Consider the following 12,919-nt stretch of genomic DNA (forward strand, 5'->3'; position numbering starts at 1 on the left):
AGCGCAGGACGGGCCCGCAGGACGGCACAAGGGACGACACGATAAACAGCTTGGCCCGCGCGCCGGCTGATCCAAGTGCATAAGCGCGCAACCAAACGTCATGACTGTGAGCGGCATCGGCAAAATCGCACCAGGCCGCGGCCGCGCTCACGAGCGCGCGCGCCCCGTGCGCGCCGGCGCCGCGGCCGTGCGCTTGGACGCCGCGGCCGGCCGCGAAGCCGCGCGCGGCGCGGGTTTGGCGGCTTCGGCGGGCGCCGCCGCGCCGGTTTCGGCGAACAGGATCGCGCGCAGCAGGCCCGGGAAGCGCTGCTCCAGGTCGTCGCAGCGCAGGGTGTTGAGATACTGCGTTCCGGACTTGACGGTGTGCACCAGCCCGGCCGAGCGCAATACGTCGAAATGCCGCGACAGCGTCGCCCGCGGCAGCGCCAGCTGCTTTTCCTCGCTCACGCGGATGCACGACACCGGTTTGTCGCGGCTCAGACCGCGCACCAGGCTCAGGCGCACCGGGTCGGCCAGCGCGTACAGCACCGAGGTCAGCTCGATATCGGCGGTGGCGGGGTGATGCAGGGGTCTCATGCTCACAGCTTGCTACAAGCGCGGGGCGCGCGCCAATGATCCGTAGTTCCGAAAATCGGAATCTGTGTCCCGAGGCGCCAGGGCCTTCGCTGGTGATGGGCTTGGAGCGACCTCGGGTTTCGTCGCTGTCGTGGATTCGCGGTCGCGGCTTGCGCCGCTCCTACAGGTAGCCCATGCGGTATCCGTAGCCGCTGTAGGAGCGGCGCGAGCCGCGACCGCGAAACCGCGAACGACCGCGAACCCCGCAAATTCCGCCCCCACCGCCAGCCACACTCCGCAAACCCCGCCTGCGCCGCGGACCTTCCGCCGTCACGCACCCCGGGCATAATCGCGGGCTTGTCCGTCCACCGCCCGGCCCGCCCATGTCCAAGCTGCGTTCCGCCTCCGTCCTCCTCGTTCCCGCCCTGCTGACCGCCTGCGCGGCCGCCGCGCCGGCCACCCGCGCCGACGCGCCCACGGCCGGCGTCGTCATCGACGTGCCGACGATCAAGCACCCGCAGGAAGAGACCCCGGCCTGGTGGTACCGCGACGGCGCCGCCCAGGCCGCGCAGCGCGGCGCGCCGCAGGCCAAGGCCAAGAACGTGATCCTGTTCGTCGGCGACGGCATGAGCCTGACCACGGTCGCCGCCGCGCGCATCCTCGCCGGCCAGCTCAAGGGCGCGCCGGGCGAAGAGAACCGGCTGAGCTGGGAGCGCTTCCCCTCCACCGCGCTGAGCAAGACCTACAACACCGATTCGCAGACCCCCGACTCGGCCGGCACCATGAGCGCCATGGCCACCGGCGTGAAGACCCGCGCCGGCGTGCTCAGCATCGGCCAGAAGGGCTCGCGCGGCGACTGCAGCGAAGCGCTCAAGGCGCCGATGCTGACCCTGTGGGAACTCGCCGCCGGCAGCGGCCTGGCCACCGGCGTGGTCACCACCACCCGCGTCACCCACGCCACCCCGGGCGCGACCTTCAGCCACTCGGCCGACCGCAACTGGGAAAACGACATGGACCTGCCGGAGAAGGCCAAGGCCGAGGGCTGCCTCGACATCGCCCGGCAGATGATCGAAAGCCCCTACGGCACCGGCCCGGACGTATTGCTCGGCGGCGGCCGCGCCAACTTCATGACGGTGGAACAGCGCGACCCCGAGTACGACGACAAGGTCGGCCAGCGCCTGGACGGCCGCGACCTCATCGCCACCTGGAAGCAACGCCATCCGGGCGGCGCGTATGTGTGGAACGCCAAGCAACTGGTAGCGGCGCCCAAGGACCAGCCGCTGTTCGGCCTGTTCGAGCCCGACCACATGCAGTTCGAGCACGACCGCCCGCAGGACGGCGCCGGCGAGCCTTCGCTGAAGGAGATGACCCTGGCCGCGATCGAGCGGCTCAAGCGCAATCCCAACGGCTACGTGCTGCTGGTCGAAGGCGGCCGCATCGACCACGCCCACCACATGGGCAACGCGTATCGCGCGCTGACCGACACCATCGCCCTGAGCGAAGCGGTCGACGCCGCCAACCAGGCGACCTCGGCCGACGACACCCTGATCCTGGTCACCGCCGACCACTCGCACACCCTGAGCTTCGTCGGCTACCCGACCCGCGGCAACCCGATGCTGGGCAAGGTGCGCGGCACCAGCGGCGAGGACGGCGACCCGAACGACTACGCCCGCGACGCGCTCGGCAAGCCCTACACCACGCTCAACTACAGCAACGGCCCGGGCTACACCGGCGCCAGCGCGCAGCAGCCCGAAGGCCCGCACACTTTCCCGCACACCGTCAGCGGCACGATGGAGATCGAGAAAGGCCGTCCGGATTTGACCAAGGTCAACACCGAAGCCCCCGACTACATGCAGGAAGCGCTGGTGCCGACCAGCAGCGAGACCCACGGCGGCGACGACGTCGGCATCTGGGCGCGCGGCCCCGGCAGCGCGGCGGTGCGCGGCAGCGTCGAGCAGAACACCATCTACCACTTCCTGCTCCAGTCCATGCCCAAGCTGCGCGCCTCGCTGTGCGCCAAGGGCGATTGCGACGGCCACCAGATCCCGGTGACCCTGCCCAAGCCCGAGGACTTCAAGAGCGCGCGCTGAGGCGCGACGGCGCCGGCCTGCGGGCCGGCGCGGCGAACCGGACGGCGGCCCGTGCGCGGGTCGCCGTTTTTTCGCCCGCGCACCGCGGCCGCAGCCGAGAGCTGCGCTCGCCGACGCACGCGGATCGCGCGTCGGGATCAGGAATAGAGTCTGACCAACCGGATCGCCACGCCGATCAGTTGCAGCACTGTGGGCAGCAGGAACACGACCACGAAAACCAGCGGCCCCGCGTTCCGCAGAATGTTCCGATAGCCGGTCTGGTAGCACAGCGCCATCGATATCGCCGCGATCCAGCCGGCGCGGAAATCGTCGCTGCGGTCCGCAGCGCCGAACACGGACACCCCGGCCGCGACGTACAGCGCGAGCGCCAGGAACGCGAGAACGACGACCATCGCCCATTTCTCTTGCTTCCGGGTGAACATCCCTTGTTCTCGTCTGGCCGGCCGTGGTGTCGGTTTCGCCCTGCGCGAGCGGCGAGACGCGCAGTGTAGGCGCTTCGCCCGACGGCACGCGCCTGGCCGCGGCGAGCGACGACGGGTTGCGCGGCGGCGGTATCGACTGCGCAGGCGCGCCGCAAGCGCGGCCTGCGCACCGGTCAGGGCGACGGCGGCGCAGCCGGCGCCGGGAGCGAAAGCGCGCGCTCCCAGCGCCGGCGCTCTTCGTTTTCCAGCGCCAGCAATTGCTCCGGCGAACCGCCGCCGGCCACGACCTGAAGGTCTTGCAATTGCTTTTGCACCGACGGCAGGGCCAGCACCTGGGCCACCGCTTCCTGCAGCTTGCGGTTGGACGCGGCCTGCGAATTTTCCGGCGCCCACAGGCTGAACCGGTCGTAGGCGGTGAAGCCGGCCAGTGCGGCATTGGATGCCAGCGTAGGCCACACCGCGCCATCGAAGCGCTGCGGATGCGCCGGCTCGGCCGCGGTTCCCAGCACCCGCAGCTGGCCGCGCCGCACCGCCGTCGCCACGCCGTTCACCGGCGCGAACAGCAACTGCGCCGCGTGCTGCTTGGTGATGACGTCCGAGTCGGGGTACATGCCCGCGACCACCACGCGCTGCACATCGACGCCGCTCAACGCGCGGAACTGACCGAAGGCGAGGTGCCCGGTCCAACCGTCGTCGCCGGTCGCGATGCGCAGCGCGCCAGGATGGGCGCGCGCGTAGTCGAGCAGATCGTCGATGTCGCCGATGCCCAACGCATCGGCCTGCGCGCTGTCGATCGCCAACACCTGCGGCTGCGACGCCAGCAGGGCGACCGGGCGCAGGGCATGCATCAGTTGGTCGATGTCCGGGCCCTTGTGCACGCCGGCGATGCCTCCGCGCGGCAGCCGCAGCGCGGCCAGCAGGGCCGTCGCCGTTCCGCCCTGCGTCATCAGTCGGCGGTAGTCGTCCTGCGTCGCCTGGGGCACGTAGTCGACCTGCACCTCGCGCCCGAGCAGCCTGGGCAGATGCTGGGCCAGCAGTTCGGCGTAGTAGCCGCTGCGGCCGCCCGGCGGAACCAGCACGGCGATGTGGAACACGTACTCCGGCATCGGCGCGAGCCATTGCCCGGCATCGTTCAACACGCCGTAGCGCAGCGCCCACTGTCCGCCCGTGGACGCGTTGCGCACCATCGCTTCGGCCACCCAGTGCCGGCCCGAGCGCTGGATGCTGCGCAGGATCGGGCGGCTGTCCTGCCAACCGGGCGGGCGCCACTGCTGCGGATACGGCCCCGAGACCACCGCATAGCCATGCCGGAATGCGCGCGCCTGCTGGAACTGCGGCGCGATCGCCCAGCGGCCGCTCGCGTCCTGGTAGCCCCAGCGGCCGCTGTCCGGGTCCTGGACCGGCCGCGGGGGCGTGCCGGCCGCGCCGCCGCGCAGGCGTTGCCAGCGGCAGGCGCGCGGCGTGTCGGCGCTGAGCCGCCGGTCCTGGCCGGCGGCGGTGCACAGGCGGATGCGGCGCGGCCCGGCCGCGTCGGGCAGTTCGGAGAAGAGGAAGGGGATCACCGTGCGTCCCTGCGCGTCGATGAGGCCCAGCGCGGTGGAGCCGGCAGGAACCGGCTCCTGGCGGCCGCGCATCCATTGCGCCGTGGCGATGTCGCGCACCGGCGCGGGCGTGCGCCAGTGCCCCTGCGCATCGCGCAAGCCGGGCTGCCCCAGCACCGTTTCCACCTGCAGGCCGGACTCGGTGGGCGCGGGTTCGCCGGCCATCGGGTAGGACAGCGCAGCCGGCGCGTCGGTCGATACCGTGTCTTCGCCCGCGCAGGTCTTGGGCGGCACGGCCCATCGGCCCTGGGCATCGACGCGCCCGTAGGCCTGGGTGGTGCGTTGCGCGCCATCGGGCCCGCGCTCGACCAGCCACACCTTGAGCTCGGGCTGCAGCGCGGCGTTGATGCCGATCCGCTCCAGCCGCACGACCCGCCAGCGACCGTCGCAGAAGCTGCGCGCCGTCGGCGCGAGGAACAGCGCGCGGCCCTCGAGCGTGTCGAACAGCGCCGGCGAGCGCTCGGCGTTGTCGCCGGGATTGAGGCTCAACCAGCGCGACCGCGCCACCAATTCCGGCGCCATCCCGAGGGTGAAGGCGAAGACGTCCTCCCACGGCGGCGCGTCCGGGTCCACCGGCCGAAGCTGCCACACCGGCTGCATGGGCAGCGCGTCGGGATCGGCGCGCAGATCGTCGTAGCTCGGCGCCGCGGCCTGGGCCGGCGGGAAGACGGCGCCGAACCACAGCAGGACGGCGAACAGATGCAGGCGCTTCATGGGATGGCGCATCCTCCTTGACGAACTTCTAGCGCTTCCAGCGTAAGCGCAAAACGGCATCGTGCCTCGACGGCAGCGTAGGCGCTGGCGCCGGAGAAAGACAGCCGGGCCGCGGGGGTGCTCGGGTTTCCCTGCCTGCCGTCGTTCCGGCGAAGGCCGCGGTCCACCCGCCCCCGGCTTCGGTTTCGGCCGTGAGCTTTCCGCCCCGCGCTCGCTCAGCCCTGGACAAAAATCAGCCACTCCGTCGGGGCTCGCTTCCGCACGTTCGCCCACGGCGATGCGGGTAGCGATCGGGCCCAAGCGCGCCCGGAACCTGCGACTTACGGCGCGTCCACGATGCCCGCTGCGATTTCCACCGCTGGACATTTTTTGTCCAAACCGCCGAAACCCTTGCAGCGCAAGGCGTGGAACCCGATTCCACAGCCGCTGTCCGCAACCTTGTCCACAGCGTGTGTGGATAGCCGCGCGCTCGCGGCCTGCCTGCGAAGCCCGGGCTAGGCGATGAGCGTGGTGGCGTCAAGCCGTCGCGATTTTCGCCGGTTTCGGCGGCTGGCTAAAATTTAGCCAAACTTGCGCAGGCCTTGTCGCATAAGGCGTGAAACCCGATTCAACGCAGAGTGTCCGCAAGTTTGTCCACAGGCGATGTGGATAGCGCAGTGCTGAAAAACCCGCGGCCGAGCGCATGCGCGGCCGGGCGCGATGCGATCCACGCTGGATTTCCAGCCTTTCCCCAGCCTGGACAAAAAATAGCCAAACTCGCGAAAGCCCCGCCGCATAAGGCGTGAAACCCGATTCCACGGCAACTGTCCGCATGTTTGTCCACAGCGCGTGTGGATAGCGCAGCGGCGTCGCGCAGGCTGCGAAACCTGGGAACGCGCCGGCGTGGAACGCGTGAAACTGCCGTGCAGAGCCAAGTCGGCGCGCTTATCCAGCGCCTGGACAAAAAATGACCAATTTCGCGAAAGCCTTGCGGCGCAAGGCGTGGAACCCGATTCCACGGCGTCTGTCCGCATGTTTGTCCACAGGCGCTGTGGAAATCGTTGCGGCGGGCGAAGCGACAGCACCGGCAAAGCCGGTGCGCGATGCGACGAAGCCGCTGTAGGAGCGACGCGAGTCGCGACCGCGACACCGCGCTGACGAGGCAACCGGCTACCCCGCGGTCGCGGCTCGCGCCGCTCCTACAGGAAGCTGCGGATCGCGCGCGCAGCTTCGCCGCTTCGGCGAAATCAGAACGGCTTGGCCAGCACCAGCCAAACGATCGCGATCAGGGCCACCAGCGGCAGTTCGTTGAACCAGCGCAACGTGCGCGAGGACGGCAGCGCGCGGCCCTTGTCCAGGCCTTTGAGCCAGCGGCCGGTGAAGATGTAGTAGGCCAGCAGCACCGCGACCAAGGTCAGCTTGACGTGCAGCCAGCCGCCGACGGCGAACATCTGCGGCAGGCCGTCGCCGAACACGCGGTAGCCCTGCCACATCAGCAGGCCGCAGACGAAGGCCAGGCCGAACATGACGTGGCCGAAGCGGTAGAGCTTGCGGCCCATCAGCAGCAGCCGCGCGCGCACCGCCGGTTCGCCCTGGGCCTCGGCGAGGTTGACCAGGATCCGCGGCAGGTAGAAGACCGAGGCCATCCAGGCGATCACGAACACGATATGGAAGGTCTTGGTCCACAGATAGGCGTTCATCGCAGGCTTCCCGGTACGGAACAGGTGGCGGTGTGGGCGGCCCCGCAGGCGTTGCGCGCCGATGCGAGGCTTGGTGCGTTTCCAGCGGGCCCGAGGGGCTCGCGCAATGCGGGCGGACCGATGCGGCTGCGCTTGTTTCCAGCGGGTCGGCGGCCGCGCCCGCTGCGCGCGGGCCTTGCGGCCCCGGGCGCGTTAGCATGCCACGCTCCACGCAACCCCAGCGCCCGGCCGCCGCATCCGCCGGCGCCGCCGCGGCGCTGCACCGACCGGCCCGACTCCGCATGAGCAAACAGTACGACCGCGACTACTTCCAACGCTGGTACCGCGACCCCGCCCTGAAGGACGAGGCCATCGGCGGCGCCGCGCGCCTGGCGCGCAAGGTCGCCCTGGCCGTGGCCGCCGCCGAGTACCACCTCGAACGCCCGATCCGCAGCGTGCTCGACATCGGCTGCGGCGAAGGCCCGTGGCGCGCGCCGCTGCTGAAGCTGCGTCCGCGCGCGCAGTATCTGGGATTCGACGCCAGCCAGTACGCGGTTGCGCGCTTCGGTCGCACCCGCAACCTGCACCTGGCCCGCTTCGGCGATTTCGAATTCCTGCGCCCGTGCGCGCCGGCCGACCTGCTGATCTGCAGCGACGTCATGCATTACCTGGACACGCGCGAGCTCGACCGCGGCCTGTCCGGCCTGGCCGACCTGTGCGGCGGTGTGGCGTTCCTGGAGACCTTCACCCGCGAGGACGGCATCGAAGGCGACACCGACGGCTTCAAGCGCCGGCCGGCCAAGTTCTACCGCGAGCGCTTCGCCGCGCATGGCTTGCAGGCGCTGGGTTCGCACCTGTGGCTGGGGCCGGCGTTGGCCGGAGGGACGGCGGCGCTGGAGACCGCCGGCTGATTGCCGAACGACGCCGCGCGAGGCCGCTCGCGTCGCAAGCGCGGTGGCGCGGTCGCGGCTCGCGCCGCTCCTACAGGGAGTGGCCGCGGCTTCGATCCCGACTGTAGGAGCTGCGCAAGCTGCGACCGCGGAGCTGCCGCTCGCGCCGCAAGCGCGGTGGTACAGGGAGTGGCCGCGGCTTCGATCCCGACTGTAGGAGCTGCGCAAGCTGCGACCGCGGAGTAGCCGGTCGCGCCGCAAGCCACGCCCCGGGCAAGTCTCAGCCCCGATCGCGACCGGAATCCCCCGCTTCACGCGACCGCCATCCCAATCCGCTATGCTGCGCCGCAGCAAACCGCACGTCCCGGAAGCGTTTACGCTCCCGCGCCAGCCCTGCCCGCCACAGAGAGTCCGACCCGAATGCTGCTCTATCAGATGCACGAACTCGGCCGCGCCTGGATGGCCCCGATGACCTACTGGGCCGATGCCGGCGCCAAGATGTTCGCCGCGCCCGGCAGTTGGCTGTCCACCCTGCCCGGCGCCTCGCGCGTGGCCGCGGGCTGCGAGCTGCTCTACCGCATCGGCAAGGATTACGAGAAGCCCGAGTTCGGCATCCACTCGATCCAGATCGACGGCAACGCCTATCCGGTGATCGAACGCGAGATGGCGCGCAAACCGTTCTGCCGGCTGCTGCGCTTCAAGCGCTACGCCGACGACGCCGGCAACATCGCCGAGCTCAAGGACGACCCGCCGGTGCTGGTGGTCGCGCCGCTGTCGGGCCACCACGCCACCTTGCTGCGCGACACCGTGCGCACCCTGCTGCGCGACCACAAGGTCTACATCACCGACTGGATCGACGCGCGCATGGTGCCGGCCGAGGAAGGCGCCTTCACCCTCGACGACTACGTCGCCTACATCCAGGACTTCATCCGCCAGATCGGTGCCGACACCGTGCACGTGATCAGCGTCTGCCAGCCGACCGTGCCGGTGCTGGCGGCGGTGTCGCTGATGGCCGCGCGCGGCGAACCCACGCCGCGGTCGCTGGTGATGATGGGCGGCCCGATCGACACCCGCGAGAGCCCGACCAAGGTCAACGACCTGGCCGAGCACAAGCCGCTGTGGTGGTTCGAGAGCAATCTGATCCACCACGTCCCGGCCAATTTCCCCGGCCGCGGCCGCCGCGTGTACCCGGGCTTCCTGCAGCACAGCGGTTTCGTGGCGATGAACCCGGAGCGGCATTTCCAGTCGCACTGGGATTTCTACCAGGACCTGCTCAAGGGCGACCTGGAAGACGCGCAGTCGCACCGCCGCTTCTACGACGAATACAACGCCGTGCTCGACATGCCGGCCGAGTACTACCTGGACACCATCGAAGTCGTGTTCCAGCAGCACCTGCTGCCGCGCGGCCTGTGGGACGTGGCCGGCGAGCGGGTGAACCCGGGCGCGATCAAGAACACCGCGCTGCTGACCATCGAAGGCGAGCTCGACGACATCTCCGGCCAGGGCCAGACCCGAGCCGCGCACACCCTGTGCACCGGCGTGGCCGAATCCCAGCGCGAGCACATCACCGTCGACGGCGCCGGCCATTACGGCATCTTCAGCGGCCGACGCTGGCGCGAGCAGGTGTATCCGCAGGTGCGCGAGTTCATCGCTCGCTACGCCGACTGAGTTCGCATCGCGACGCACGCTCCGAAAGCCCGGCCCCGCGCCGGGCTTTTTTCTTGCCGCTCGCGTCGATGCCCCGGCCGCTACCTGTAGGAGCGGCGCGAGCCGCGACTGCGACAACGCGGTCACGACGAAAGTTTCGGCGCAGTTGCGTTGTCGCAGTCGCGGCTCGCGCCGCTCCTACAGGGCGCTATCGCGAAAACGAACAAGGCCGGCGTGGGCGCCGGCCTTGTTCTCGATGCCCGTCGGCGGCGCTCAGCCCCAACGCACCAGCAACGCCTTGGCCAGTTGCGCATGCAGGTAGCCGATGCCGCGCGCCAGGTGCAATGTCGCGAACAGCAGCACGATGCCGATCAGCAGCGACAGCGGCCACAGCACCACGCCGGGCAGCACGCCTAGGTCGCCGGCGTAGGAACAGCCGCCGTCGATGCAGATGTTGCCGTCGAAGAACCCGAACCACACCGCCAACGGCACCGCCACGAACGACAGCGACACCGCCAGCGCCGTCACCGCGATGGTGAAGTAGGCCGTGCCCAGCGGCAGCATCAGCAACTGATACAGCAGCGTGCCCCAGGTGCGCGGATCGGTGAACACGTCCTTGATCCGCTCCAGCCACGGCCGTTCGCGGTCGGTGTACAGCGGCCGGCGCGGCATGCGCTCGCCGAGCATGACCTCCACCAGCCGCCCCTCCACCAGCGCCAGCACCCGCACCGAGGCCAGGAACAGGATCAGCAGCGGCACGCCGATGATCAGGATCAGCAGCCCCAGCGAGAGCGACAGGCCGGTGCTGACCCAGGTGAAGTAGAACGTGCCGGTGGCCAGCGACAGCAGCATGTAGAACAGCGCGCCGTAGCTGCGCGGCTCCAGCGCCACGCCGAAGAAGCGGCCCAGCCACGAGCGCCGCGGCGCCGGCTTGGGCGGGCGCAGCGCGGTCTGCACTTTGACTTCGGTGTCGCGGTAGATCTCGGCCACCTCGTCGGGCGCGCCGTAGCTGCCGGCGACGCTGGCGATCACCTCGGCCTCGCTCTTGCCGGGGTTTTCGGCCAGCTCCGCGCGCAGGTACTCCTCGGCGTCGTACAGCGCGTCCTGGACCAGCGCCGGGTCGGCGCCGCGCAGCGCCTGGCGCAGGCGCTGCAGGTACTCGGGGATCGAGCGCGGCAGGTCGACGGCAGCACTGGCCGCGGCGTGCGCGGGGTCGGCGCGGTCGGGCCCGGCCGGGACCAGGTCGGCGGAGGTCGGGGTGTGGGCGGTGCCGGTGATGGCGTTCATGGATCGAGCCCCTGCAGGACGGAATCGACGGAGTTGCGGGTCGCGCGCCAGGCCTGCGCCCATTCGCGCAGAACCGCCCGGCCGCTGTCGGTGATGCGGTAGTAGCGCCGCGGCGGGCCGGTCACCGACGGCTCGACGTGGCTGTCCAGCAGCCCGGCCGCACCGAGGTTGCGCAGCACCGGGTACAGCGCGCTCTGCTTGCCGCTGAGCACGCCCTCGCCCTCGCGCTCCAGGCGCTTGGCGATCTGGTAGCCGTACATCGGCTCGTCCGCCGCGCCCAGCACCGCCAGCAGCGCCAGCGACACGGTTCCGGTGCTGAGCTCCTTCTGGAACTTGCGCAGATGGCTGTCGAGGTCGGTCACGGGCGGGGCCCCTGGGCTAGTCTTGAGATCATGCTATTGCGAAGTTCGCTATAGCGAATGTGCCGGTAGTAACTAGGAGAGAGCGGATAGGAGCTAGGAGGTAGTGCGAGGCGAAGTGCGGTCGCTAACTCCTAGCTCCTATCCGCTACCTTCTAGCTAGCCCAGCCCCTGACCCGCCACCGGAGCCGCCATGCAACCGCCCCGCCCCGACCCCGCCCAGCTCGCCCGCCTGCACCGCCTCGCCGGCGACTGGGCCGGCGCTGAGCTGGCCCAGCCCTCGCCCTGGGGCGCCGGCGGCCCGGCCCACGGCCGCAGCCGCTTCCGCGTCGGCCTGGACGGTGTCGCCCTGCTGCAGGACTACGAGCAGGAGAAGGACGGCCAGGTGGTGTTCCGCGGCCACGGCGTGTTTCTGGTCGAACCCGACACCTCCGACGTGCTGTGGTGGTGGTTCGACTCGATGGGCTTCCCGGCCGAGCCCGCGCGCGGCCGCTGGGACGGCGAGGTGCTGCGCTTCGAACGGCGCACGCCGCGCGGCGAAGCGCGCTCGCGCTACGAGTTGCGCGGCGATACTTACCGCTTCGCGATCGAAAATCGCTTTCCCGGCCAGGACGACTTCGCCGAATTCATCCGCGGCGACTACGCGCGCCAAGCCTGAGCCACGACCCCAAGGACGCCCATGACTGCGAACACGATGAACCCCTCGCGCACCGCCCTGCTGGCCCTGTCGCTGGCGCTCGCCGCCGGCGCGGCGCACGCGGCCGCGCCCGCCGCGCCGGCCAAGGGCCGCACCATGCAGCAGGTGCTCGACGCCAGCCAGCCCGGCGACTGGCGCGAGTTGGATCCGCACAACACGATCTACCTGGAACTCGAGCGCGGCCGGGTGGTGATCGAGCTGGCGCCGCAGTTCGCGCCCGAGCACGTCGCCAACATCCGCGCGCTGGCCCACAGCGGTTACTGGAACGGCCTGAGCGTCAACCGTTCGCAGGACAACTACGTGGTGCAGTGGGGCGACCCGGAAGAAGACGCGGCCAAGCGCAAGCCGCTCGGCGCGGGCGCCAAGGCCAAGCTGCCGGCCGAGTTCGCGCGCAAGAGCGCCGGGCTGAAGATGACCGTGCTGCCCGACGCCGACGGCTGGGCCAAGCAGGCCGGCTTCGTCGACGGTTTCCCGGCGGCGCGCGATTCCGCCGCCGGTTCGAGCTGGCTGACCCACTGCTACGGCACCGTCGGCGCCGGCCGCGACATGGCCCCCGATTCCAGCAACGGCAGCGAGCTGTACGTGGTGATCGGCCAATCGCCGCGCCACCTGGACCGCAACATCACCACCGTCGGCCGGGTCGTGCAGGGCATGGAACTGCTGTCGGTGCTGCCGCGCGGCACCGGCGCGCTGGGCTTCTACGAGAAGCCGTCCGAGCGCGCGCCGATCGTTTCGATCCGACTCGCCGCCGACGTACCGCAAGCGCAGCGCCCCCCGCTCGAAGTGCTGCGCACCGACACGCCGCTGTTCGCCGAGCTGGTGGAATCGCGGCGCAACCGCCGCGACGATTGGTATCTGCAGCCGGCCGGGCACATCAACGTGTGCAACGTGCCGCTGCCGGTGCGGGAGAAGAAGGGCTGAGGCGTCGAAGCCCCTCTCCCGTTTGCGGGAGAGGGGTTGGGGTGAGGGCAAGCCAGCCGCGTGCCCTCATCCGCCCCT

At 70.4% G+C, this 12,919-nt stretch carries 12 protein-coding genes; 6 read left to right on the plus strand and 6 right to left on the minus strand.

Features of this window, described 5'->3' with window-relative positions; genetic code table 11:
* Positions 1-147: 147 nt before the first annotated feature.
* Entirely contained in the window at positions 148-576 is a 429-nt protein-coding gene (locus BLU84_RS05200; protein ID WP_074863694.1) for an ArsR/SmtB family transcription factor, read from the minus strand.
* A 362-nt stretch (positions 577-938) separates the two neighbouring features.
* On the opposite strand from BLU84_RS05200, the gene BLU84_RS05205 reads away from it, so the two are divergent.
* On the plus strand, positions 939-2,645 hold the full coding sequence (locus BLU84_RS05205; protein WP_074863696.1) for an alkaline phosphatase: 1,707 nt from the start codon (positions 939-941) through the stop codon (positions 2,643-2,645).
* 137 nt (positions 2,646-2,782) lie between these two features.
* On the opposite strand, the gene BLU84_RS05210 is transcribed toward BLU84_RS05205, so the two are convergent.
* Complete coding sequence (locus tag BLU84_RS05210) at positions 2,783-3,067, minus strand: hypothetical protein (protein ID WP_074863698.1); 285 nt, start codon at positions 3,065-3,067, stop codon at positions 2,783-2,785.
* Positions 3,068-3,240: 173 nt separating this feature from the next.
* The gene (locus tag BLU84_RS05215; RefSeq protein WP_074863700.1) at positions 3,241-5,382 is read right to left on the minus strand and encodes a tripartite tricarboxylate transporter substrate-binding protein; all 2,142 of its coding nucleotides are present in this window, start codon (positions 5,380-5,382) and stop codon (positions 3,241-3,243) included.
* Between the two features lie 946 nt (positions 5,383-6,328).
* On the opposite strand from BLU84_RS05215, the gene BLU84_RS27060 reads away from it, so the two are divergent.
* The gene (locus BLU84_RS27060; RefSeq protein WP_170849095.1) at positions 6,329-6,484 is read left to right on the plus strand and encodes a hypothetical protein; all 156 of its coding nucleotides are present in this window, start codon (positions 6,329-6,331) and stop codon (positions 6,482-6,484) included.
* Positions 6,485-6,608: 124 nt separating this feature from the next.
* On the opposite strand, the gene BLU84_RS05220 is transcribed toward BLU84_RS27060, so the two are convergent.
* Positions 6,609-7,061 (minus strand): CopD family protein, encoded by a 453-nt coding sequence (locus BLU84_RS05220; protein ID WP_074863702.1) that lies wholly within the window; start codon positions 7,059-7,061, stop codon positions 6,609-6,611.
* Between the two features lie 281 nt (positions 7,062-7,342).
* On the opposite strand from BLU84_RS05220, the gene BLU84_RS05225 reads away from it, so the two are divergent.
* Together BLU84_RS05225 and BLU84_RS05230 are read left to right on the plus strand one after the other, a co-directional pair.
* A complete protein-coding gene (locus BLU84_RS05225) occupies positions 7,343-7,951 on the plus strand; it encodes a class I SAM-dependent DNA methyltransferase (protein WP_074863704.1) in 609 nt (202 codons plus the stop codon).
* Between the two features lie 402 nt (positions 7,952-8,353).
* Positions 8,354-9,598: a polyhydroxyalkanoate depolymerase gene (locus tag BLU84_RS05230; protein WP_074864622.1), complete on the plus strand. Its 1,245-nt coding sequence runs from the start codon at positions 8,354-8,356 to the stop codon at positions 9,596-9,598.
* Between the two features lie 252 nt (positions 9,599-9,850).
* On the opposite strand, the gene BLU84_RS05235 is transcribed toward BLU84_RS05230, so the two are convergent.
* Positions 9,851-10,864 carry a sensor domain-containing protein gene (locus tag BLU84_RS05235; RefSeq protein ID WP_233431075.1) on the minus strand — a complete coding sequence of 338 codons (1,014 nt, stop codon included), beginning with the start codon at positions 10,862-10,864 and terminating at the stop codon, positions 9,851-9,853.
* Complete coding sequence (locus BLU84_RS05240; protein ID WP_074863706.1) at positions 10,861-11,226, minus strand: PadR family transcriptional regulator; 366 nt, start codon at positions 11,224-11,226, stop codon at positions 10,861-10,863. The genes BLU84_RS05235 and BLU84_RS05240 overlap by 4 nt, the downstream gene beginning before the upstream one ends.
* A gap of 190 nt (positions 11,227-11,416) precedes the next feature.
* Between BLU84_RS05240 and BLU84_RS05245 the strand changes: the two genes are divergently transcribed.
* Complete coding sequence (locus BLU84_RS05245) at positions 11,417-11,881, plus strand: DUF1579 family protein (RefSeq protein WP_074863708.1); 465 nt, start codon at positions 11,417-11,419, stop codon at positions 11,879-11,881.
* 21 nt (positions 11,882-11,902) lie between these two features.
* Positions 11,903-12,841 (plus strand): peptidylprolyl isomerase, encoded by a 939-nt coding sequence (locus tag BLU84_RS05250; protein ID WP_083382339.1) that lies wholly within the window; start codon positions 11,903-11,905, stop codon positions 12,839-12,841.
* Positions 12,842-12,919: the final 78 nt, after the last annotated feature.

Origin of the sequence: Lysobacter enzymogenes (genome assembly GCF_900106525.1) — a bacterium.
In the GTDB taxonomy this organism is placed as follows: Bacteria; Pseudomonadota; Gammaproteobacteria; order Xanthomonadales; family Xanthomonadaceae; genus Lysobacter; species Lysobacter enzymogenes.